This is a genomic window from Streptomyces sp. ATexAB-D23, from assembly GCF_000373645.1.
GTDB classification, from domain to species: Bacteria; Actinomycetota; Actinomycetes; order Streptomycetales; family Streptomycetaceae; genus Streptomyces; species Streptomyces castrisilvae.
The window spans coordinates 206,328-229,105 of the sequence record NZ_KB892004.1; the positions used below are offsets into that span (position 1 = coordinate 206,328).

Annotated in this window: 20 protein-coding genes; 9 read left to right on the forward strand and 11 right to left on the reverse strand. The window is 71.6% G+C overall.

Features of this window, described 5'->3' with window-relative positions; translation table 11 throughout:
- Positions 1-28 precede the first annotated feature (28 nt).
- Positions 29-1,069, forward strand: coding sequence for an NAD(P)-dependent alcohol dehydrogenase (locus B082_RS0106725; RefSeq protein ID WP_018551046.1), 1,041 nt, complete (start codon positions 29-31; stop codon positions 1,067-1,069).
- Positions 1,070-1,145: 76 nt separating this feature from the next.
- Here the strand turns inward: B082_RS0106725 and B082_RS0106730 are convergent, their stop codons facing one another.
- The 4 genes from B082_RS0106730 to dhaK are packed head-to-tail and all read right to left on the reverse strand — an operon-like array spanning position 1,146 to position 3,729.
- Positions 1,146-1,637, reverse strand: a complete 492-nt coding sequence (locus B082_RS0106730) for an NUDIX domain-containing protein (protein ID WP_018551047.1) — start codon at positions 1,635-1,637, stop codon at positions 1,146-1,148.
- A 47-nt stretch (positions 1,638-1,684) separates the two neighbouring features.
- Positions 1,685-2,095 (reverse strand): PTS-dependent dihydroxyacetone kinase phosphotransferase subunit DhaM, encoded by a 411-nt coding sequence (locus B082_RS0106735; RefSeq protein ID WP_018551048.1) that lies wholly within the window; start codon positions 2,093-2,095, stop codon positions 1,685-1,687.
- A complete protein-coding gene (dhaL, locus tag B082_RS0106740; RefSeq protein WP_018551049.1) occupies positions 2,092-2,706 on the reverse strand; it encodes a dihydroxyacetone kinase subunit DhaL in 615 nt (204 codons plus the stop codon). Before dhaL ends, B082_RS0106735 begins: the two co-directional genes overlap by 4 nt.
- 30 nt (positions 2,707-2,736) lie before the next feature.
- Positions 2,737-3,729 (reverse strand): dihydroxyacetone kinase subunit DhaK, encoded by a 993-nt coding sequence (dhaK, locus tag B082_RS0106745; protein ID WP_026249497.1) that lies wholly within the window; start codon positions 3,727-3,729, stop codon positions 2,737-2,739.
- Between the two features lie 150 nt (positions 3,730-3,879).
- On the opposite strand from dhaK, the gene B082_RS0106750 reads away from it, so the two are divergent.
- The gene (locus B082_RS0106750) at positions 3,880-4,425 is read left to right on the forward strand and encodes a DUF1697 domain-containing protein (RefSeq protein ID WP_018551051.1); all 546 of its coding nucleotides are present in this window, start codon (positions 3,880-3,882) and stop codon (positions 4,423-4,425) included.
- A 16-nt stretch (positions 4,426-4,441) separates the two neighbouring features.
- Here B082_RS0106750 and B082_RS0106755 read toward each other — a convergent pair whose 3' ends face one another.
- A complete protein-coding gene (locus B082_RS0106755) occupies positions 4,442-4,837 on the reverse strand; it encodes a TOBE domain-containing protein (protein WP_018551052.1) in 396 nt (131 codons plus the stop codon).
- A 98-nt stretch (positions 4,838-4,935) separates the two neighbouring features.
- Between B082_RS0106755 and B082_RS0106760 the strand changes: the two genes are divergently transcribed.
- The 6 genes from B082_RS0106760 (at position 4,936) to B082_RS0106785 (ending at position 13,599) form a co-directional block, all read left to right on the forward strand.
- The gene (locus B082_RS0106760; RefSeq protein ID WP_018551053.1) at positions 4,936-6,441 is read left to right on the forward strand and encodes an MFS transporter; all 1,506 of its coding nucleotides are present in this window, start codon (positions 4,936-4,938) and stop codon (positions 6,439-6,441) included.
- Positions 6,442-6,469: 28 nt separating this feature from the next.
- The gene (locus tag B082_RS0106765; protein ID WP_018551054.1) at positions 6,470-7,501 is read left to right on the forward strand and encodes a glutathione S-transferase family protein; all 1,032 of its coding nucleotides are present in this window, start codon (positions 6,470-6,472) and stop codon (positions 7,499-7,501) included.
- A 101-nt stretch (positions 7,502-7,602) separates the two neighbouring features.
- Complete coding sequence (locus B082_RS0106770) at positions 7,603-9,822, forward strand: NADP-dependent isocitrate dehydrogenase (protein WP_018551055.1); 2,220 nt, start codon at positions 7,603-7,605, stop codon at positions 9,820-9,822.
- 174 nt (positions 9,823-9,996) lie between these two features.
- Positions 9,997-11,727 (forward strand): cytochrome c oxidase subunit I, encoded by a 1,731-nt coding sequence (gene ctaD, locus B082_RS0106775; RefSeq protein WP_018551056.1) that lies wholly within the window; start codon positions 9,997-9,999, stop codon positions 11,725-11,727.
- 74 nt (positions 11,728-11,801) lie between these two features.
- Positions 11,802-12,104, forward strand: coding sequence for a hypothetical protein (locus B082_RS0106780; protein ID WP_051094592.1), 303 nt, complete (start codon positions 11,802-11,804; stop codon positions 12,102-12,104).
- A gap of 133 nt (positions 12,105-12,237) precedes the next feature.
- Positions 12,238-13,599 (forward strand): NAD(P)/FAD-dependent oxidoreductase, encoded by a 1,362-nt coding sequence (locus tag B082_RS0106785; protein ID WP_026249499.1) that lies wholly within the window; start codon positions 12,238-12,240, stop codon positions 13,597-13,599.
- Positions 13,600-13,611: 12 nt separating this feature from the next.
- Here the strand turns inward: B082_RS0106785 and rho are convergent, their stop codons facing one another.
- The 4 genes from rho to mutA all read right to left on the reverse strand — a co-directional run bounded on the left by rho (position 13,612) and on the right by mutA (position 20,136).
- The gene (gene rho / locus B082_RS0106790) at positions 13,612-14,754 is read right to left on the reverse strand and encodes a transcription termination factor Rho (RefSeq protein ID WP_018551059.1); all 1,143 of its coding nucleotides are present in this window, start codon (positions 14,752-14,754) and stop codon (positions 13,612-13,614) included.
- Positions 14,755-15,068: 314 nt separating this feature from the next.
- The gene (gene meaB, locus B082_RS0106795) at positions 15,069-16,067 is read right to left on the reverse strand and encodes a methylmalonyl Co-A mutase-associated GTPase MeaB (protein ID WP_026249500.1); all 999 of its coding nucleotides are present in this window, start codon (positions 16,065-16,067) and stop codon (positions 15,069-15,071) included.
- Between the two features lie 11 nt (positions 16,068-16,078).
- Positions 16,079-18,280: a methylmalonyl-CoA mutase gene (gene scpA, locus B082_RS0106800; RefSeq protein ID WP_018551061.1), complete on the reverse strand. Its 2,202-nt coding sequence runs from the start codon at positions 18,278-18,280 to the stop codon at positions 16,079-16,081.
- Positions 18,280-20,136, reverse strand: a complete 1,857-nt coding sequence (gene mutA / locus B082_RS0106805) for a methylmalonyl-CoA mutase small subunit (protein ID WP_026249501.1) — start codon at positions 20,134-20,136, stop codon at positions 18,280-18,282. Before mutA ends, scpA begins: the two co-directional genes overlap by 1 nt.
- Positions 20,137-20,664: 528 nt before the next feature.
- Here mutA and B082_RS0106810 point away from each other — a divergent pair.
- Positions 20,665-21,468: a tyrosine-protein phosphatase gene (locus B082_RS0106810; RefSeq protein WP_018551063.1), complete on the forward strand. Its 804-nt coding sequence runs from the start codon at positions 20,665-20,667 to the stop codon at positions 21,466-21,468.
- A gap of 88 nt (positions 21,469-21,556) precedes the next feature.
- Here the strand turns inward: B082_RS0106810 and B082_RS0106815 are convergent, their stop codons facing one another.
- The gene (locus B082_RS0106815) at positions 21,557-22,126 is read right to left on the reverse strand and encodes a hypothetical protein (RefSeq protein ID WP_018551064.1); all 570 of its coding nucleotides are present in this window, start codon (positions 22,124-22,126) and stop codon (positions 21,557-21,559) included.
- Complete coding sequence (locus B082_RS0106820) at positions 22,123-22,707, reverse strand: hypothetical protein (RefSeq protein ID WP_018551065.1); 585 nt, start codon at positions 22,705-22,707, stop codon at positions 22,123-22,125. Before B082_RS0106820 ends, B082_RS0106815 begins: the two co-directional genes overlap by 4 nt.
- Positions 22,708-22,778: the final 71 nt, after the last annotated feature.

Here is a 22,778-nt window from a genome sequence, read left to right on the forward strand (position 1 = left end):
GAGGTCGACAGAGGTCAAGGAGGACCCCATGAAAGCCGTCCAATACCGCGAGATCGGTGCCGCACCCGAGGTCGTCACCGTGCCCGACCCGGAACCGGGCCCCGGGCAGGTGCTGTTGAAGGTCACCGCGGCAGGCGTCTGCCACTCCGACATAGCCGTGATGAGCTGGCCCGCCGACCAGTTCCCCTACCCGCTGCCGCTCACCCTCGGCCACGAGGGCGTCGGCACGGTCGCCGCACTCGGTGCCGGCGTCAGCGGCCTCACGACCGGCCAGTCCGTCGCCGTCTACGGCCCCTGGGGCTGCGGCACCTGCGTCAAGTGCGCCGAGGGCAAGGAAAACTACTGCCTGCGCGCCCAGGAGCTGGGCATCAACCCGCCCGGACTCGGCTCGCCGGGCGCCATGGCCGAGTACATGATCGTCGACGACCCGCGCCACCTCGTCCCCATCGGCGACCTCGACCCGGTGCGGACGGTGCCGCTCACCGACGCCGGCCTCACCCCGTACCACGCCATCAAGCGCTCCCTGCCGAAGCTGGTACCCGGGGCCACCGCCGTCGTCATCGGCACCGGAGGGCTCGGCCACGTGGCCATCCAGCTGCTGCGCGCCCTGACCGCGGCCCGGGTCATCGCCCTCGACGTCACCGAGGAGAAGCTCACCCTCGCCCGCACGGTCGGGGCGCACGAGGCGGTGCTGTCGGACGAGCACGCCGCGGAACGCATCCGGGAGCTGACGGGCGGCGTCGGCGCCCAGGTCGTCCTGGACTTCGTCGGCGCCGCACCGACCGTCGCCACGGCCGGAGCGGCGGCCGCCATCGACTCCGACGTCACGATCGTCGGCATCGGCGGCGGAGCCCTGCCCGTCGGCTTCGGCGTACTGCCGTTCAACACGACGGTCAGCGCCCCGTACTGGGGATCACGCTCCGAACTGGCCGAGGTCCTCGACCTCGCCCACGCCGGCGCGGTCGACGTGCACGTCGAGACGTACACCCTGGACGAGGCGCCGCTCGCCTACGAGCGACTGCACGCCGGCAAGATCAACGGCCGGGCCGTCATCCTCCCGCAGGGCTGACCCCGCGAGAGGACCCGCGCACGGAGGCGGGCCGTCGCACCGGACGACGGCCCGCCTCCGCGCTCATGCTCCGGGCTCAGTCCCCGCCACCCGCCAGACGCGCGCGCAACCGCTCCACGAAGACCCGCTGCCCCTTGACCAGCCGCTCGGCCGCGACCTTCGGGCCGCACCAGGCGAACCGGTCCATCTCCGGGAACTCCCGCAGCACCCCGGAGCCGCGCGGCCACTCCATCGTGAACGTGCCGGGCACGGCGGACGCCGGATCGATCTCGGCCCGCAGCGCCCACACCGTCACCGTCTTGCCGCTGGGCTGCCGGGCCTCGCCCAGCGCCAGCCACTCACCGTCCGGCACCGGGCGGCCGAACTCCTCCTCGAACTCCCTGCGGGCCGCCGCCCGGGGCTCCTCGCCGGGGAGGTACTCGCCCTTGGGCACCGACCAGGCGGCCTGCTCGCGGCCCGCCCAGAACGGGCCGCCCATGTGCCCGATGAGAACTTCGAGCCCACGCCCGGCACCGGTACGGAACAGCAGCAGGCCCGCGCTGCGGCGGGGGTTCTTCGTGGCCGTCATACCGCCAAGTGTGCGCGGCGAGCGCCCTCACGCCCCGGTGACACCCCCTACGCCTTGCGGTAGTCGTACGCCTCCGACGCGGCCGCGGCCACGGCGTCCAGGTCTCCGCCGGCCGAGGCCGTGACCAGGGCCGCCACCGCGCCCTCGACGAACGGGGCGTCCACCAGCCGTGCCCCGTCCGGGAGTTCGTCCCCCTCGGCCAGCATCGCCTTCACCGTCAGCACCGCGCTCCCGAGGTCGACGAGCACGGCTATCCCCGCGCCCGCGTCCACCGACCGGGCCGCGTCGGCGATCAGCTCCGCGCTCGTCCCGAGGCCACCCGCCCGTGTGCCGCCGGCCGCGGCCACCGGAGCGGTCGCACCGCCCGCCGCGAGCCCCCTGGCCAGCTCCGCCACCGCCTCGGCCACCGGCCCGCTGTGCGAGACCAGCACGATGCCCACCTGCGCGTCCGTACTCATGCCGCGCCCCCGGCCGTGTCCTCGGTGTCCGCCAGCGCGGCCATCAGGAGCGCCGCGGACGCGGCCCCCGGGTCCTGGTGCCCGATGCTCCGCTCGCCCAGATAGCTCGCCCTGCCCCTGCGCGCCTGGAGCGGGACAGTCGCCTCCGCGCCCGCCAGCGCCGCCTCCCGCCCCGCGGCGAACGAGGTCCCGAGCGCGTCGACGGCCGGCAGCAGCGCGTCGAGCATCGTCTTGTCACCGGCCCGCGCCCCGCCCAGCTGCGCCACGGCCGCCACGCCTGCGCCGAGGGCCTGGGCCAGTTCGTCGGCCGTCACGGCGGGGGCGTCGCCGAGCGCCTTGCCCGTACGCCGCAGCAGTGTCCCGTACAGCGGTCCCGATGCCCCGCCGACGGTTGAGATCAACTGCCGTCCGGCCAGCGCCAGTACGGCTCCCGGGGTCTGCTGCGGCTCCTTCTCCAGGGCCGCCGAGACCGCGGTGAATCCGCGGCGCAGATTGCTGCCGTGATCGGCGTCCCCGATCGCGGAGTCCAGCTCGGTCAGCCGTTCCGCCTCGCGGTCGACGAGAGCGGTGACCGTGGTCATCCAGCGGTGGAAGAAAGCGGCGTCGAGCACATCAACTCCTTGGTCCGTGGAACGAGCGGGTCAGCGGCCCCAGCGCAGGGCGGGCGTCTGGACCGGCGCGTCCCACAGCCGTACCAGCTCCTCGTCCGCCTGGCAGAGCGTCACCGAGCAGCCCGCCATGTCGAGCGAGGTCACGTAGTTGCCCACGAGGGTACGGGCCGCCACCACACCCCGCTCGGCCAGCACCCGCTGCACCTCCGCGTTGAAGCCGTACAGCTCCAGCAGGGGAGTCGACCCCATGCCGTTGACCAGGACGAGCACCGGCCCCCCGGGCCGCAGATCGTCCAGCACGGCGTTGACCGCGTAGTCGGCGATCTCCCCCGAGGTCATCATCGCCCGCCGCTCCCGGCCGGGTTCGCCGTGGATGCCCACGCCCAGTTCGAGTTCACCGGCGGGCAGGTCGAAGGTGGGGGAGCCCTTCGCGGGGGTGGTGACGGAGCTGAGGGCGACACCGAAGCTGCGCGAGGACTCGTTCACCCGGCGGGCGAGCGCGGCCACCCGGTCCAGCGGGGCGCCCTCGTCGGCCGCCGCGCCGGCGATCTTCTCCACGAACAGCGTCGCCCCCGTGCCCCGTCGTCCGGCGGTGTAGAGGCTGTCGCTCACCGCGATGTCGTCGTCCACGAGCACCTGGGCGACCCGCACCCCCTCCTCGTCGGCGAGTTCGGCGGCCATCTCGAAGTTGAGGACGTCACCCGTGTAGTTCTTGACGACGAACAGCACGCCCTCGCCGCTGTCGACGGCCGCCGCGGCCCGCACCATCTGGTCCGGCACCGGAGAGGTGAACACCTCGCCGGGACACGCGGCCGACAGCATCCCCGGGCCGACGAACCCGGCGTGCAGCGGTTCGTGCCCGGACCCGCCGCCGGAGACCAGGGCCACCCTGCCCGCGACGGGGGCGTCACGGCGGACGACGACGCGGTTCTCGACATCCACGGTCAGTTCGGGGTGGGCTGCCGCGATGCCACGCAGCGCGTCGGCGACCACGGTTTCGGGCACATTGATCAGCATGCGCAACGGAATCTCCCAGGAGGGCTGTCGGACCCGGACGGCGTCGACACCACCGTAGGCCGTCATCGGCCCTGTGCGAAGAGCCACCGGGCTACGCTGTCGGGCGTCTGCCGCGCCCCCTTTCCCACCCCTCTTCGTGCGAACAGGTGATCGGACTTGCTGTACATCGCGTTCCTGCGAGGACTGAACGTCCCGGGCCGTTCAGTGAAGATGGAGCGCCTGCGCGGCCTGTTCACGGAGCTGGGCCTCGCGTCGGTGCGCAGCCACATCCAGAGCGGCAACGTCTTCTTCGAGACCGACGAGACCGACCGCTCCGCGCTCGCCGCCCGGATCGGCGGCCACCTCGCCACCACTCTCGGCTACTCCGTCGCGGTATGCCTGCGTACGGTCCCGGAACTGAAGGCGCTCATCGCGCTCGACCCGTTCAAGGACATCACCGTCACCGACGACATGCGCTGCTGCGTGGTGTTCACGACCGAGCGGATCGATCCGGACCTGGCGCTGCCGCTGCTCTCTCCGAAGAAGGACATGGAGATCATCGGCAGCACGGAGTACGACGCCTTCGTCGTCTGGTACCTCCTCAACGGCAAGGCACCGGCCGCGAAGGGCTTCCAGGAGAAGGTCCTCGGACGGGACGCGACGACCCGCTACTTCCACACCGTGGTGAAGATCCTCGCCGCGGCCGAGCAGGGCGCGGCCTGAGGGCCCGGCTCGCGGGTCAGGCGCGGTCGATGTGCACGCTGGTCGACTTCACCCGGGCGGTGGCCTGCACACCGACCTCCAGACCCAGCTCCTCGACGGCCTCCCGGGTCAGCAGCGACACCAGCCGGTGCGGGCCGGCCTGGATCTCGACCTGAGCGGCCACGTCACCGAGCTTGACGGCGGTGACGATGCCCGGGAACGCGTTGCGGGCGGAGGTGTACGAGACGTCCGACTCGCCCGCGCCGCTCTGGGCGACCTCGACGGAGAACGCCGCCAGGTCGCGGCCGTCGATGAGGCGCCTGCCGCCCTCGTCCCGGTGCGTCGCGACGCGGCCTGCGTCGGCCCAGCGCCGTGCGGTGTCGGGGCTGACCCCGAGGAGGCGGGCCGCCTGCCCGATCGTGTAGGACTGCATGCGCCGTACCTTAACCGGCCCGGTCGCGGGCCATTCCGGCACGGCCGGGTGGACCTGCCGGGATGAGGAATCGCGGTGCGCGTCCTAGGGTGCGAACCATGGCAGAGAGCGCGGCGGACCGGGGTTCCGCGGGACGGGGTACGGACTCCGCGTCCGGCCACGGCACGCCCGACCCCCGGCGGTGGCGGGCGCTCGCCGTCTGCCTGGTCGCCGGCTTCATGACCCTCCTGGACGTCTCGATCGTCAACGTCGCGCTGCCGTCCATCAGGGAAGGCCTGCACACCCCGGAGTCCGACCTGCAATGGGTCCTGTCCGGATACGCCCTGGCCTTCGGCCTGTTCCTGATCCCGGCCGGGCGGCTCGGCGACGCGCGCGGCCGGCGCGCGGTGTTCATGGCCGGGCTGACGCTCTTCACGCTCTCGTCCGCGGCCTGCGGCGCCGCCCAGTCCAGCCTCTGGCTGGTGATCGCCCGGCTGGTCCAGGGACTGGCCGGCGGCATGGTCTCGCCGCAGATCTCCGCCCTCATCCAGCAGATGTTCCAGGGACGGGAACGCGGCCGGGCCTTCGGCATGTTCGGCACGGTGGTCGGCATCTCCACCGCCGTCGGCCCGCTCCTCGGCGGCCTGCTCATCCAGGCGGCCGGAGCCGAAGAGGGCTGGCGGTGGGTGTTCTACGTCAACCTGCCGCTCGGCCTGATCTGCCTCCTGCTGGCCCGCCGCCTGCTGCCCGACACCCCGTCGGCCGGGCCGGTCAGGCTGCGGGACCTCGACCCGCTGGGGGTCCTGCTGCTGGGCACGGGGGTGCTGACGCTGCTGCTGCCGTTCGTCCAGTCCCGGCAGTGGCCCGGCAACGGCAAATGGCTGCTGCTCATCCTGGCCGTGGCACTGCTCGCCGCCTTCGTGGCCTGGGAGGGCCGGTGCGGCCGCCGCGGCACCCAGCCGGTGATCGACCTCAGACTCTTCCGGGTGCGCTCCTACTGGCTGGGCTGCCTGCTGATCCTGCTGTACTTCGCGGGATTCACCTCGATCTTCTTCATCACGACCCTCTATCTCCAGAGCGGTCTGCACTACACCGCCCTCCAGGCGGGTCTGGCCATCACCCCATTCGCCCTGGGCTCCGCCGTCGCGGCGAGCCCCGGCGGCCGGCTCGTCGGACGGTTCGGCCGCCCCCTCGTCGTCGTCGGCCTGGCTGCCGTGGCCGTGGGCCTCGGGGCGACCGCCCTCGCCGTCCACCTGGTGCCCGGCCGGGGAGCCGGCTGGGCGATGGCCGCACCCCTGCTGTTCGCCGGACTCGGCAGCGGCCTGGTCATCGCGCCCAACCAGACCCTCACCCTCTCCGAGGTTCCGGTGGCCACCGCGGGCAGCGCCGGCGGCACCCTTCAGACCGGCCAGCGCGTCGGTTCCGCGATCGGTATCGCCGCCGTCGGCGCGGTCTTCTTCGCCCGGGTCGGTTCCGACGGCTGGTCCAGCGCCTACGACCACGGGCTCGTCGTCTCGGTCGCCTTCGTCGTCGCCGGACTGCTCGTCGCGCTGGCCGACGTGGGCGGCGCCCGGCGGGGTAGGAACCGGGGGCGGCGCTCCGTACCTCCCGCAGCCGCCTCGTAAGCCTCGCACGCCTCGTTAGGAGAACGCGATGAACGACACCGCCGGCACCGGATCCGAGGGCAACAGCGCGTACGGGCACAAACCGTTCAAGCGCTCCCGCAGCCACTTCGCCGACCGCATCACCGCCGACGGCCGCGACGGCTGGCCCGTCGAGGCCGGGCGCTACCGGCTCGTCGTCAGCCGCGCCTGCCCCTGGGCGAGCCGCGCCCTGGTCTCCCGCAGGCTGCTCGGCCTGGAGAGCGCCCTCTCGCTCGGCGTGACCGACCCGTTGCAGGACGACCGCAGCTGGCGCTTCACGCTGGACGCCGGCGGCCGGGACCCGGTGCTCGGCATCCGCTACCTGAGCGAGGCCTACGACGCCAGGGAACGCGACTACCCGGGCGGCGTCAGCGTCCCCGCGATCGTCGACGTACCCAGCGGGATGCTCGTCACCAACGACTACCAGCAGATCACCCTGGACCTCGCGACCGAGTGGACCGCCCTGCACCGGCCCGGCGCGCCCGACCTCTACCCCGAGCCGCTTCGCGCGGAGATCGACGAGGTCATGGAAGGCATCTACCAGGACGTCAACAACGGCGTGTACCGCGCCGGATTCGCGGACGGCCAGAGCACCTACGAAGCCGCGTACGAGGCGGTCTTCCGCAGGCTGGAACAGATGTCGCAGCGGCTCGCGGACCGCCGCTACCTCGTCGGGGACACGATCACCGAGGCCGACATCCGGTTCTTCACCACCCTGGTGCGCTTCGACGCCGTCTACCACGGCCACTTCAAGTGCAACCGCCGGAAACTGACCGAGGACCCGGTGCTGTGGGCGTACGCCAGGGACCTCTACCAGACCCCCGGGTTCGGGGACACGGTCGACTTCCACCACATCAAGCAGCACTACTACCGGGTGCACACCGGCATCAACCCCACCGGGATCGTCCCCGTGGGACCCGACCTGTCCGGCTGGCTGGCCCCGCACCACCGCGAACAGCTCGGCGGACGTCCCTTCGGCGACGGGACCCCGCCGGGACCGGTGCCGGACGGAGAGGCGGTACCCGCCCCGCACCGGCCATAGGGCGTGTTCCGGCCGGTGCGGGGCGGGGCCCTGTCGAGTCGGCCCCACTCACGAGATATCTTGATGTCAAGCAATGTTGCAGACGTGGAGCGGAGCACAGGGTGACTGACTCGACCATCATCTATACACACACCGACGAGGCCCCGGCCCTGGCGACGTATTCGTTCCTGCCCGTGATCGAGGCCTACGCCTCCAAGGCCGGGGTCACCGTGGAGAGCCGTGACATCTCCCTGGCGGGCCGGATCATCGCCGGTTTCCCCGACCGCCTCCCGGAGAACCAGCGCGTCGACGACGCTCTCGCCGAGCTCGGCGAGCTGGCCACCACCCCCGGGGCCAACATCATCAAGCTGCCCAACATCTCGGCCTCGATCCCGCAGCTGAAGGCCGCGATCGCCGAGCTCCAGGGCCAGGGCTACGCCCTCCCGGACTACCCCGACGACCCGAAGACCGACGAGGACAAGGACGTCCGCGCCCGTTACGACAAGGTCAAGGGCAGCGCCGTCAACCCCGTCCTGCGCGAGGGCAACTCCGACCGCCGTGCCCCCGCGTCGGTCAAGAACTACGCCAAGACCCACCCGCATCGCATGGGCGCCTGGACCGCCGACTCCAGGACGAACGTCGCCACCATGGGCGTCGACGACTTCCGGTCCACCGAGAAGTCCGCGGTCGTCGCCGAGCCGGGCAGCCTGCGCATCGAGCTCGTCGGTGACGACGGCACCACCACCGTCCTGCGCGAGTCCGTACCGGTCCTGGCGGGCGAGGTCGTCGACGCCTCCGTCATGCGGGTCGCCGCGCTGCGCGAGTTCATCACCGCCCAGATCGCCCGCGCCAAGGCCGAGGGCGTGCTCTTCTCCGTGCACCTCAAGGCCACGATGATGAAGGTCTCCGACCCGATCATCTTCGGTCACGTCGTGCGTGCCTTCTTCCCGAAGACCTTCGCCGAGCACGGTGACGCGCTCGCCGCGGCGGGCCTGACCCCGAACGACGGCCTCGGCGGCATCCTCAAGGGCCTGGAGGCGCTGCCCGAGGGCGCGAAGATCAAGGCATCCTTCGAGGCCGAGCTCGCCGAGGGCCCCGCCCTCGCGATGGTCGACTCCGACAAGGGCATCACCAACCTGCACGTCCCCAGCGACGTCATCGTGGACGCCTCCATGCCGGCCATGATCCGCACCTCCGGCCACATGTGGGGCCCGGACGGCCAGGAGGCCGACACCATCGCCGTCCTCCCGGACAGCAGCTACGCCGGTGTCTACCAGGTCGTCATCGACGACTGCCGCGCCAACGGCGCCTTCGACCCGTCCACGATGGGCTCGGTGCCCAACGTCGGTCTCATGGCGCAGAAGGCCGAGGAGTACGGCAGCCACGACAAGACCTTCGAGATCCCCGCCACCGGCACGGTCCGCGTCGTCGACGCCGCCGGCAACGCGGTGCTGGAGCAGGCGGTCGGCGCCGGTGACATCTTCCGGATGTGCCAGACCAAGGACCTGCCGATCCAGGACTGGGTCAAGCTCGCCGTCACCCGCGCCCGCGCGACCGGCAACCCGGCCGTCTTCTGGCTGGACGAGGGCCGCGCGCACGACGCGCAGCTCATCGAGAAGGTCCGCACCTACCTCGCCGAGCACGACACCGAGGGCCTGCAGATCGAGATCAAGACTCCCGAGGAGGCCACCGCCTTCTCCCTGGAGCGCATCCGCCGCGGCGAGGACACCATCTCCGTCACCGGCAACGTGCTCCGTGACTACCTGACGGACCTCTTCCCGATCCTGGAGCTCGGCACCAGCGCGAAGATGCTCTCCGTCGTCCCCCTGATGAACGGCGGCGGCCTCTTCGAGACCGGCGCCGGCGGCTCCGCGCCCAAGCACGTGCAGCAGCTCGTCAAGGAGGACTACCTGCGCTGGGACAGCCTGGGCGAGTTCCTCGCCCTCGCCGTCAGCTTCGAGCACCTCGCGCAGACCACGGGCAACGCCCGCGCCCAGGTCCTCGCCGACACGCTGGACCGCGCCACGGCCACGTTCCTCAACGAGGACAAGTCGCCCAGCCGTCGCCTCGGCGGCATCGACAACCGCGGCAGCCACTTCTACCTGTCCCTGTACTGGGCGCAGGAGCTGGCGCAGCAGACCGCCGACGCCGAGCTCGCCGCGTCGTTCGCCCCGCTCGCCAAGACGCTGGCCGAGCAGGAGCAGACGATCATCGACGAGCTGATCGCGGTCCAGGGCAAGCCGGCCGACATCGGCGGCTACTACCAGCCCGACCCGGCCAAGGCCGCGGCCGTCATGCGTCCCTCCGCGACGTTCAACCAGGCGATCGCGAGCCTCGCCTGATCTGACGCGCGATGCCCCGGCCGGTCTCCGCCGCGCCGGGGCATCGCCGTTTCCGCCGCGACCACCCTGACGGGTGAAAGTCGCGCCACGGCGGGTGCCGGGCCGCGTCCGGGGGCCCCTTCGCTGGTTTGCTGCACCGGTAATGCGCGGCTGACCGGATCGAAGGAGCGGGCCTTGACGACGACGGGCACAGCAGGTACGGCGGAGGACGAGGAGTCGTACGCCAACGAGCTACCGGTGCACAGCAGGGAGCCCGGCAACGTCGTCATCAAGTGGGCGACCACCACCGACCACAAGACGATCGGCTCGCTCTACCTGGTCACCTCGTTCGCGTTCTTCCTCGGCGGCGGGCTGCTCGCGCTGTTCATGCGCGCCGAGCTGGCCCGTCCCGGCATGCAGATCATGTCGAACGAGCAGTTCAACCAGGCGTTCACGATGCACGGCACGATCATGCTGCTGATGTTCGCGACGCCGCTGTTCTCCGGATTCGCGAACTGGATCATGCCGCTGCAGATCGGCGCGCCCGACGTGGCGTTCCCGCGGCTGAACATGCTGGCCTACTGGCTCTACCTCTTCGGCTCGCTCATCGCGGTGGCCGGCTTCCTCACCCCGAACGGCGCCGCCGACTTCGGCTGGTTCGCCTACTCGCCGCTGACCGACGCGGTCCGCTCGCCCGGGATCGGCGGTGACCTGTGGATCATGGGTCTGGCCTTCTCCGGCTTCGGCACGATCCTCGGCTCGGTCAACTTCATCACCACGATCATCTGCATGCGCGCCCCCGGCATGACGATGTTCCGCATGCCGATCTTCACCTGGAACGTCCTGCTGACCGCCCTGCTGGTCCTACTGGCCTTCCCGGTGCTCGCCGCGGCACTCCTGGCGCTGGAGGCGGACCGCAAGTTCGGCGCACACGTCTTCGACGCCGCCAACGGTGGTGCGCTGCTCTGGCAGCACCTCTTCTGGTTCTTCGGCCATCCCGAGGTGTACATCATCGCCCTGCCGTTCTTCGGCATCGTCTCCGAGATCATCCCGGTCTTCAGCCGCAAGCCGATCTTCGGCTACATCGGCCTGGTGGCCGCGACGATCTCCATCGCCGGCCTCTCGATCACCGTGTGGGCGCACCACATGTTCGTCACCGGCGCGGTGCTGCTGCCGTTCTTCTCGTTCATGTCGTTCCTCATCGCGGTGCCCACCGGGGTGAAGTTCTTCAACTGGATCGGCACGATGTGGAAGGGCTCGTTGTCCTTCGAGACACCGATGCTCTGGTCCATCGGCTTCCTCGTGACGTTCCTCTTCGGCGGACTGACCGGAGTGCTCCTCGCGTCGCCGCCGATGGACTTCCAGGTCTCGGACTCGTACTTCGTGGTCGCGCACTTCCACTACGTCGTCTTCGGCACCGTGGTGTTCGCGATGTTCGCCGGGTTCCACTTCTGGTGGCCGAAGTTCACCGGCAAGATGCTGGACGAGCGGCTCGGGAAGATCACCTTCTGGACGCTGTTCGCGGGGTTCCACGGCACGTTCCTGGTGCAGCACTGGCTGGGCGTCGAGGGCATGCCGCGGCGTTACGCGGACTACCTCGCCGCGGACGGCTTCACCGCGCTGAACACGATCTCGACGATCTCCTCGTTCCTGCTCGGCCTGTCGATGCTGCCCTTCCTCTACAACGTCTGGAAGACCGCCAAGTACGGCAAGAAGATCGAGGCGGACGACCCCTGGGGCTACGGCCGCTCGCTGGAGTGGGCGACCTCCTGCCCGCCGCCGCGCCACAACTTCGTCACCCTGCCCCGCATCCGCTCCGAGTCCCCGGCCTTCGACCTGCACCATCCGGCCGTGCGTGAGCTGGAGGAGGCCGCCACCCGTCCCGGCCGCTCCGTCACGGTGGCACCGGGGGACAAGCAGGCGTGAGCGCCAGGGACGGCCGCAAGGAGAATCGGGCGGCGAGCGGCCCGGACACCGAGAGCGCCCGGGGGCTGGCCCAGATGGAGGGCTACCTGCTGTGGAACGCCGAGGTCGAGCAGGCGCGCAGGCTCGCCCGCCGCTTCACCGACCAGCTGCCCTGGCTCACCACCGCCCAGCGCGAGGACGTGGAGCGGGTCTACACGGCGGAGCGCACCATGGATTCCCGGCTGATGCTGGCGCGGATCTCGGCCCGCGCCACGCAACTGCGCGGCGAGTACAGCGAGCGCTACCGCAGGCTCCGTGCCCGCTGCGTCGCCACCGCGCTGGTCTGGGCGGGCGCGGCGGGCGGTGCCTGCGGTGTGGTGACGTACCTGGCCAGATGAGGGGCGAGGTCGTCCGTTCTGCCGTCCCAGCGGGCGGACCGCCACCTTCGTCGTGAAGATGAGAGGTGACGGGCGCGTGTGACGGGGCAGGCGAACGGACGACCGTGCAGACCCCCCAGAAGGGACGATCACTGTGGCACGACCCAGGATTCTCGTTGTCGGAGCCGGTTTCGCCGGGGTCGAGTGCGTGCGCCGTCTGGAGCGGCGGATGCGGCCCGGTGAAGCGGACATCGCACTTGTCGCCCCGTTCTCGTACCAGCTCTACCTGCCGCTGCTGCCCCAGGTGGCCTCCGGTGTGCTGACGCCGCAGTCCGTCGCGGTGTCCCTGCGGCGCAGCAGCCGTCACCGCACGCGCATCATTCCCGGCGGGGCCATCGGAGTGGACCCCAAGGCGAAGGTGTGCGTGGTCCGCAAGATCACCGACGAGATCGTGGACGAGCCGTACGACCACCTCGTCCTGAGCCCCGGCAGCGTCACCCGCACCTTCGACATCCCCGGCCTCCTCGACAACGCCCGCGGCATGAAGACGCTGGCGGAGGCGGCCTACGTACGCGACCACGTGATCGCGCAGCTCGACCTCGCGGACGCCAGCGACGACGAGGAGGAACGGGCCTCACGGCTCCAGTTCGTCGTGGTCGGCGGCGGGTACGCGGGCACCGAGACCGCGGCCTGCCTCCAGCGGCTCACCACCAACGCGCTGAGGCACTACCCCCGCCTCGACCCGAAGCTCATCAAGTGGCACCTGATCGACATCGCGCCCAAGCTCATGCCCGAACTGGGCGACAAGCTCGGCAACAGCGCCCTGAAGGTGCTGCGCGACCGGGGGATCGAGGTGTCGCTCGGCGTGTCCGTCGCCGAGGCGGGGCCCGACACCGTGAAGTTCACCGACGGCCGGGTGCTGCCGTGCCGCACGCTGATCTGGACGGCCGGGGTCACGGCGAGCCCGCTGGTCGGCACCTTCGACGCGGAGACCGTGAAGGGCCGGCTCGCCGTGACCCCCGAGATGACGCTCCCCGGCTACGACGGCATGTTCGCGCTCGGCGACGTGGCCGCCGTGCCCGACCTGGTCAAGGGAGACGGCGCGGTCTGCCCGCCGACCGCCCAGCACGCCATGCGCCAGGGCCGCAAGCTCGCCGACAACCTCCTGGCGACCCTCCGCGGCCGGCCGCTCCAGCCGTACGTCCACAAGGACCTCGGGCTCGTCGTGGACCTCGGCGGGAAGGACGCCGTCTCCAAGCCCCTCGGCATCGAGATGCACGGGATCGGCGCCCAGGCCGTGGCCCGCGGCTACCACTGGACGGCGTTGCGGACCAACGTGGCCAAGGCCCGCGTCATGGCGAACTGGCTGATCAACGCCTCGGCCGGCGACGACTTCGTCCGCACCGGGTTCCAGATGCGCAAACCGGCGACGCTGCGGGACTTCGAGTACACCGACAGCTATCTCACCCCGGAGCAGGTCCGCAAGCACACGGCCGCGCTGCACGCCCGGATGTGACCCGGACGCAGGTCAGGCGGACGGCACGGTGGTGCGGATCAGCCGCAGGAACGCGGCGTTGTCCGGGGTGCGCCGGATGCGGTCGAGCAGCGTCTCCAGGGATGTCTGCGCGTCCCGGCTGTGCAGGGCCCGCCGCAGCCCCCGCACAGCGGCCAACTCATCGGCCGGTACGAGGAGTTCGTCGCGGCGGGTGCCCGATGCGGCGATGTCGACCGCCGGGTGGACGCGCTTCTCGGCCAGAGCGCGGTCGAGCCGCAGCTCCATGTTCCCGGTGCCCTTCAGCTCCTCGAAGAAGTACTCGTCGGCCCGGGAGCCGGTCTCGACGAGGGCGGTGGCCAGGATGGTCAGCGACCCGGCCTCCTCGGTGAGGCGGGCGGCCCCGAAGAGGCGCTTGGGGCCGAGCAGCGCCGCGGCGTCCACCCCGCCGCTGAGGGTGCGTCCGCCGCTGCCCGCCGCGTTGTTGTGGGCCCGGCAGAGCCGGGTGAGGGAATCGAGCAGCAGGACGACGTCCCGGCCCTGCTCGACCAGCCGCTCGGCGCGGGCGAGGGCGAGTTCGGCGAGGGCGATGTGCTCCTTGGCGGGGCGGTCGAACGTGGAGGCGTAGACCTCGCCGCGTACCGAGCGGCGCATGTCGGTGACCTCTTCGGGCCGTTCGTCCAGGAGGACCACCATCAGATGGCTCTCGGGGTGGTTCTCGGCGACGGCGGCCGCGATCTGCTGGAGCAGGACCGTCTTGCCGGTCCTGGGCGGCGCGACGATCAGACCGCGCTGCCCCTTGCCGACCGGGGCGACCAGGTCGACGACGCGTGTCGCCGGGCTGCCGGCCGCCGTCTCCAGACGCAGCCGCTGCCGGGGGTGGAGCGGGGTGAGGTCACGGAAGTGGGGGCGGCCCCGCAGTGCCTGCGGGGGAAGGCCGTTGACGCGTTCGACGGAGCTCAGGGAGCGGGCGCGTTCGCACATGCCCTCGACGACGTCGCCCTTGCGCAGGCCGTACCGGCGGACGAGCGCCGAGGGGACCTGTACGTCGCGGGGGGCGGGGTGCCCCTGGGGCGAGCGCAGGGCGCCGTTCCCCTGGTGCGTGACGTCGAGGATGCCGGCGGCGGCCGTGGGGGTCGCGGGCCGGGTGGTGGTGGGGTGTTCGAGTGTGGTGGTCATGCGGGTGGTCCTTTCGCGGACATGCGAATGAAGGGGCCCGGCAGAGACGGGGGCGGATGATCACGCCCCGGACGACGGGCGGGAAAGCCCGGTGCGAGGAGTCCGTACCGGACTGGGGAAACGGTGTGACGAAGCTGGATCGCCGGTCGCAATGAAGGGCGCGTCAGCGTGAGAGAAATGAACCGGCACCGGCGTCTGCGGAACGAGACGTACACAAGTACCGATGGAAATGTACCACGCCCACCGGGCGGGACCGCGAAAGCCGTCCGGCCCCGGAGGGCCGGACGGCTGGGCTGTTCAGGTGTTCCGGCTGGTCAGGACGGTGGACCGGACCCCCGGAACGCCTCCAGGATCTCTTCCGCGGCCAGGGACGCCGGCAGCGTTCCCTCCCGCACCCGCCGTTCGAGCTCCGGTGCCAGCGCACGCACCCCGGCGTGCCCGCGCAGGCTCTCCAGCAGCTCGTCCCGCACCATCGTCCAGGTCCAGTCGACCTGCTGCTCGCTGCGCTTCTGCGCGAGCCGGCCGGTCGACTCCAGCAGCGCCCGGTGCTGTTCCAGCCGCTCCCACAGGGTGTCGAGCCCGCTCGACTCGCGGGCGCTGCACGTCAGGACCGGCGGGGTCCACGCGGCGTCCACCGGGTGCATCAGCCGCAGCGCGCCCGCGAGTTCGCGGGCGGCGGCGCGCGCGTCGCGTTCGTGCGGGCCGTCGGCCTTGTTCACCGCGATGGCGTCCGCCAGTTCGAGCACGCCCTTCTTGATGCCCTGCAACTGGTCACCGGTGCGCGCCAGGGTGAGCAGCAGGAAGGTGTCGACCATGTTGGCGACGGCCGTCTCCGACTGGCCGACGCCGACGGTCTCCACCAGCACGACGTCGTACCCCGCCGCCTCCATGACCACGATGGACTCGCGGGTCGCCTTGGCCACCCCGCCCAGGGTGCCGGCGGTGGGGGAGGGGCGTACGAAGGCGGCCGGGTCCACCGCGAGCCGCTCCATCCTGGTCTTGTCGCCCAGGATGGAGCCGCCGGTACGGCTGGACGACGGGTCGACGGCCAGCACCGCGACCCGGTGTCCGAGCCCGGTGAGCATGGTGCCGAGCGCGTCGATGAACGTCGACTTGCCGACCCCGGGCACGCCGCTGATGCCGACGCGGCGGGCGTTGCCCGAGTGCGGCAGCAGTTCGCGCAGCAACTCCTGGGCCAGCGCCCGGTGGTCGGGGCGGGTGGACTCGACGAGGGTGATGGCGCGCGCGATGTGCGCGCGTTTCCCGTCGAGTACCCCCTTCACATAACTGTCGAGATCGATCCTGGGGGCCATGGGTCAGCGGCTCACAGCTCGTGACCGAGAGCGGAGCCGAGGCGTGTCACCAGGTCGTGCGCCGCTTCTGGGATTACCGTCCCGGGCGGGAACACAGCGGCGGCACCCGCCTCGCGCAGCGCCTCGATGTCCTGCGGCGGGATGACCCCGCCCACCACGATCATGATGTCCTCGCGCCCCTCGGCGGCCAGTTCCTCGCGGAGCGCGGGGACGAGCGTGAGGTGGCCGGCGGCCAGGGAGGAGACGCCCACGATGTGCACGTCCGCCTCGACCGCCTGCCGGGCGACCTCGCCCGGCGTCTGGAAGAGCGGGCCGACGTCCACGTCGAAGCCCAGGTCGGCGAAGGCGGTGGAGATGACCTTCTGACCGCGGTCGTGCCCGTCCTGGCCCATCTTGGCGACCAGGATGCGCGGACGCCGCCCCTCCGCCTCTTCGAACGCGTCGACCAACGCGCGGGTCCGGTCCACGGACGGCGACTCCCCTGCCTCGTTGCGGTACACACCGGAGATCGTACGGATCTGGCCCGCGTGCCGGCCGTACACCTTCTCCAGCGCGTCCGAGATCTCGCCCACCGTCGCCATCGCACGGGCCGCGTCCACGGCCAGGGCGAGGAGGTTGCCTTCCAGACCGGGGCCGGGAGCCCGTCCGGCGGCGTCCGTCAGGGCGCGCAGCGCGTCCTGGCAGGCCCGCTCGTCGCGTTCCTCGCGCAGTCGGCGCAGCTTCTCGATCTGCTGGGTGCGGACGGAGGAGTTGTCGACCTTGAGGACGTCGATCTGTTCGTCGGTCTCGACGCGGTATTTGTTGACGCCGATGACGGGCTGGCGTCCGGAGTCGATGCGGGCCTGGGTGCGGGCGGCGGCCTCCTCGATGCGGAGCTTNGGGATGCCCGCGTCGATGGCCTTGGCCATGCCGCCGGCGGCCTCGACCTCCTCGATGTGCTGCCATGCCCNNCGTGCGAGGTCGTACGTCAGCTTCTCNACGTAGGCGCTTCCGCCCCAGGGGTCGATGACNCGGCTGGTGCCGGATTCCTGCTGGAGGAGGAGCTGGGTGTTGCGGGCGATGCGGGCGGAGAAGTCGGTGGGCAGGGCCAGCGCCTCGTCCAGGGCGTTGGTGTGCAGCGACTGGGTGTGTCCCTGCGTNGCNGCCATCGCNTCCACGCAGGTCCTGGTGACGTTGTTGAACACGTCCTGCGCGGTCAGCGACCAGCCGGAGGTCTGCGAATGGGTGCGCAGAGAGAGCGATTTGGCGTTCTTCGGGTCGAACTGTCGCACGAGCTTGGCCCAGAGGAGCCGGGCGGCGCGCAGCTTGGCGATCTCCATGAAGAAGTTCATGCCGATCGCCCAGAAGAACGACAGACGNGGTGCGAACGCGTCGACGTCCAGNCCNGCNTCCCGGCCCGCGCGGATGTACTCGACCCCGTCGGCCAGGGTGTAGGCCAGCTCCAGATCGGCCGTCGCCCCGGCCTCCTGGATGTGGTAGCCGGAGATGGAGATCGAGTTGTAGCGCGGCATCCTCTGCGAGGTGAACGAGAAGATGTCGGAGATGATCCGCATCGACGGCTTCGGCGGNTAGATGTAGGTGTTGCGGACCATGAACTCCTTCAGAATGTCGTTCTGAATGGTCCCGGCCAGCTTNTCNGGCGGTACGCCCTGTTCTTCGGCGGCCACGATGTACAGCGCGAGGACGGGGAGCACCGCGCCGTTCATCGTCATCGACACCGACATCCTGTCGAGCGGGATGCCGTCGAAAAGCCGGCGCATGTCGTAGATCGAGTCGATCGCCACCCCGGCCATGCCGACATCGCCCGTCACCCTCGGGTGGTCGCTGTCGTAGCCTCGGTGCGTGGGCAGGTCGAAGGCGACCGACAGACCCTTCTGCCCGGCCGCGAGATTGCGGCGGTAGAAGGCGTTGGACTCCTCGGCGGTGGAGAAGCCCGCGTACTGCCGGATCGTCCAGGGCTGGTTGACGTACATCGTCGGGTACGGGCCGCGCAGATACGGCGCCACACCCGGGTACGTACTCAGGAAGTCGAGCCCCTCCAGGTCATGGCCGGTGTACAGCGGCTTGACCGCGATGCCCTCCGGGGTCTCCCACAGCAGGTCGCCGTCGGAGCTTCCGGAGGACTCCTTGACCGCGGCACGCCACTGGTCCTCGGTCACCTCGGCGCCGCCGCCCGGACCGAGCTCGATGTCGGAGAAGTCGGGGATCCGCATTACGCCACACCCATACGGTCGAGAAGGGAAGAGAGCACGGCCACCGCGTCGCAGCCGGCGAAGACGTACGCGTCGACGCCGGGGTACTCGCCGGGCCGCCCCGCCAGGTACACGCGCCGCGCACCTGCCGCCACCAGTGCGCGGACGACCTCGTCCGCCTGTTCGGCGTAGAGCGCGTCGGTGGAGCACAGGCACGCGACGTCGGTGCCGGAGGCCGCGAACGCCTCGGCCACCGAGGAGGCGTCCACCCGCACCGGCTCGTGCACGGGCTCGATGCCGCCGGCCTGGAAGAGATTCGCGGCGAACGAGGCCCGCGCGGTGTGCGCCGCCGCCGGACCGAGCGCCGCGATGAACACCCGCGGCCGGCCGCCGGTCGCCGCCAGATGGGCGTCCGAGCGGGCCCGCAGCGCCTCGAACGCCTCGTCGCGCCGGACCACGGGAAGCCCGCCGCCCACGGGGGCCGACGGCAGCGGCTCGCGCTCCACCGGGCGCTCGTTCAGCGAGGGGAACTCGCTGACGCCGGTGATGGGTTCCTTGCGGCGGGCCAGGTCCTTGCCGCGTGCCTCCCAGGTCGTCGCGATCCGCTCCGCGACCAGCCCGGAGCCCAGGGCGGCCGCCTGACCGCCCGCCCGCTCGATCTCCTGGAAGAACGCCCAGGCCGCGCCCGCGAGTTCGTCGGTCAGCCGCTCCACGTACCAGGACCCGCCCGCCGGGTCGATGACCCGGGCCAGATGCGACTCCTCCAGCAGGATCGTGGAGGTGTTGCGGGCGATACGCCGGGCGAACGCGTCGGGCAGGCCCAGCGCGTGATCGAAGGGCAGCACGGTCACGGAGTCGGCCCCGCCCACGCCCGCGCCGAGACCGGCCAGCGTGGTGCGCAGCATGTTCACCCACGGGTCGCGCCGGGTCATCATCACCGGCGAGGTCACCGCGTGCTGCCGCTGGGCCCCCGCGCCGGGAGCCCCGCAGGCCTCGGCGACCCGCGCCCAGAGCCGGCGCGCCGCGCGCAGCTTGGCGATCGTCAGGAACTGGTCGGCGGTGGCCGCGTACCGGAACTCCAGCTGTCCGCAAGCCTCTTCGAGGCCGAGCCCGGCATCGGTCAGCGCCCGCAGATACGCGACGCCGGTGGCCAGCGAAGTGCCCAGTTCCTGGGCAGCCGAACCGCCCGCCTCGTGGTACGGCATCGCGTCCACGACGATCGCCCGCAGCCCCGGGTACTCCTGCGCGCAGCGCCGGGACCAGTGGACCGCCCGCCCGAGCTCCGGCTCGGTGCCGGTGCGCGCGGCCCTCCCCAGCGGATCGGCGCCGAGGCTGCCCCGCACCTGCGGTGCCGGCACCTCGCGTTCCGTGTGGAGCCGCAGCAACTCGGTCGCCGCCGCGTCCAGTTCGTCACCCGCGTCGAGAACGATGGGCGCCAGATCGAGGAGTACGCCGTCCAGGGCTCGGGCCAGACCGGACACCGGTACGCCGTCGGGGCCGCCGACGGCCAGCCACAGCGAGGTGACGCCGTTCTCCAGGTCCGTCAGCACAGCCTCGTTCAGCCGGACGGGATCTGTGTACGCGTGCCGCTGGCGTACCCCCCAGCCGTCCGTCGTGGACCCCTCGGGCTTGCTGCCGCGGGTGAAGGGGGCGAAGCCGGGGAGACCGGCATCGGGCGCGTCGTCGCGCGAGGTGTAGAGGGGCCGGGTGATGAGCCCGTCCTCCACCGTGGTGGACAGCGCTTTCTCGGCGGCCGGTCCCGAGACATCCTTGCCCGATTTGCGAAGCACACCCTCGACGAGGCTCTGCCACTGCTCATGGGCGGGGTCAGGGAATCCGGCGGCCAGCGAAAGCCCGTCAGCAGGCTGGACCGTCATGGCCCAGATGCTAGGGCAGGTCCCGGGGGTGCAGCAGTGCGTCGGCCTGTGACCTTGCCCTCCCTCACAGCACCTGATCCTTCACGCACGGTCGCGTCCGCCGGGCTCTTCGCCGTGCGGCGCTTTGTCGTAGTGCGGCGCTGAATGCCCGAAGTTATGCTGCTGACAATCCATCCATCCGGAGAGGACACGCCCGTGGCTGTGGGACCAGTGGAGTACCTCGTCGAGGCGCGGAGGGCCGGGCCTCCGGCGGAATGAGGGCGGCGCACCGGTCCGTGCCCCAGGGGCGCTCCATCGCCCCGCCGTTCCGCCTCCAGTCCGTCTCCAGGTGAACGGGACGACGCCGTCTCCGGGTGAACGGGACAACGGGACGGCAACCGGCGCCCGTGCACCCCTTCCCGCTCGCGGCGCGCCCGATCGATGATCCCCGGCGTTTTACTTTGTCGATTTGCCGACATCATGCGACTTTTGATCCGGCCAAGCCGAAGCCTCCCTTCGGATTCGTGTCGGGAAAAGAGGAAACCCATCGTGCAAACCGTCAGGGCCGTCCCGACCGCTTCCGCCCTCAATCTGCGCGATCTGGGAGGCATCCCCCTGGGCCCCGGCCGGCAGGTGCGGCGGGGCGTGGTGCTGCGCTCCGGACGCCTGAGCGGGCTCGACCCGGTGGACGCCGCCTCCGTGGCCGCGCTCGGTATCCGTACGGTCGTCGACCTGCGCAGCGCGGACGAGCGCGGCTCGGCCCCCGACGCGCTCCCGCCCGGTTCCCGGCTGTTCGTCGCCGATGTGCTCGGGGGCAACCCGGGCGTGGCCCCCGCCCGCTTCCGCACGCTGCTCGCCGACCCGGTCGAGGCGGAGCGGCTGCTCGGGAACGGCAGGGCCGAGGAGATGTTCGCCCAGTCCTACCGGCAGATGGTGCTCTCACCGGGTGCCGCGGCCGCGTACCGCGCCTTCATCGACACCGCCGCCGACACCGCGGCCCGGCCGGTGCTGTTCCACTGCACGACGGGCAAGGACCGCGCGGGCTGGGCGGCCGCCCTCCTGCTCCTGCTCCTCGGCGCGTCGCGGGACGTCGTACGGCAGGAGTTCCTGGCGGTGAACCCGGTGGTGCGGGACGCCTACCGGCCGTACGTACAGGGCTTTCTCGACGCGGGCGGCGACCCGGAGATCGCCTCCGCGATCATCGAGGTGCGCCCCCGCTACCTCGACACGGCGCTGGACGCCATGGACGAGCGCTGGGGCGGGCTGGACGGCTATGTGCGCGACTGCCTGCGCGTCCGCGGTCTCACGCTGCGGCGCCTGCGCAGCGAACTGGTGGTGTACGCCCGCCCGTAGCGGCCGCACCACGCGGCACTCCGCCCCCGGCGCGCGCCGGGGGCGGAGTCCTGTGTGCGGGTGCCGGGTCTCGCGCCGGCCGGGCTCCTCACACCTTCAGCAGTCGTTCGGTGATGTCCCGGTAGTGCTGGAGGGTGACCCGCAGCTCCTCGGTCCGGGATCCGGGGTCCGAGCCGTCCCCGTCCGTGACGTGCAGGGTGCGGCGGCGTTCCTGGAGCGCGTCCGTGAGGCCGATGACGGCCGCGTCGAAGGTGGATTCGGCCTCCTCGACCGCCCGGTGCGGGCTCTCCACGAAGTCCGTGACCGCCTGCTGGAGGCGGTGGGCCAGCTTGTCCTGGTCGCCGGTCGCGATCAGGGGCCGCGCCGCGTCGGGCGCGCCGTGCGGTGCGGTGCCGCCGTCCGGTGCGTGACCGGCCGCCGTGTGTCCGGTGTCCGTCCCCGTCTCACCGGCCGGGGCGCCTGACGCCGTGCGCGCGGAGTCTGCGGCGCCCGGGGGAGCGGGGGCCGTCGTCTGCGGGGGCCGGGCCGAGGCCTCGTCCGAGGGGCGGGCGGCCCCCGTTCCGGTGCCGGCGGCCGGTTGTGGGACGACCGGGCGGTTCGTGGGCGCTCCGGGAGCCTCGGCGGGGGTCCGCGGTGTGCGGTCGGTGTCCTTCGTCATGCCGTGCCACTTCCTTCCGCATGGTGGGGGTCCCGGCGGACCGGGCCGTCCGTGCCGTTCGATACCAGGACGTCGAAGAGGCCGCGGGCCTCGACCAGGGCCGTCCTCATCTCCTCCGTGTCGCCCTCGCCCCGCCTGGCGGCGTGGACCCGCCGGTAGCCGCCGACCTGTTCGGCGTGGTGGACGGAGAGCGCGTCGCTCTGCTCGCCGAAGTCCTCGCCGTCGGGGAAGCCCAGATCCCGGGCCAGTTCCGCGAGGAGCGCGTCGGCGTCGGCCACCGCCTGCTGCGGCGAGTCGACGAACCGGTCCTGGACCCGCGCCCACCGTGCGGTGTACTCGGTCCGCTCCTCGGGCGTCAACGGGCGCTCGTCCAGCGAGCGGTGACGCTTCAGCCGTTCGCTCAGCTCGTGTTCGGCGGCCTTGGTGTCGCCGTCGTGCCGGGCGACGGCACGCTCGTACTCGGGCCCGAAGCGGCGCCGCAGTCCGTGCCCGCCGGTCGTCCGGCCGAAGGCGAGGAACAGTCCGGCGGCCACCACCACGACGACCGCGAGGATGATCACGAGGGCCGTCATGGTCACCACCCCCGGCGGTAGTCGGTCCGCAAGTCGCTGTGTTCCACTCCCACCATCCCTTTCGGTTCGCTGCCCGGCTT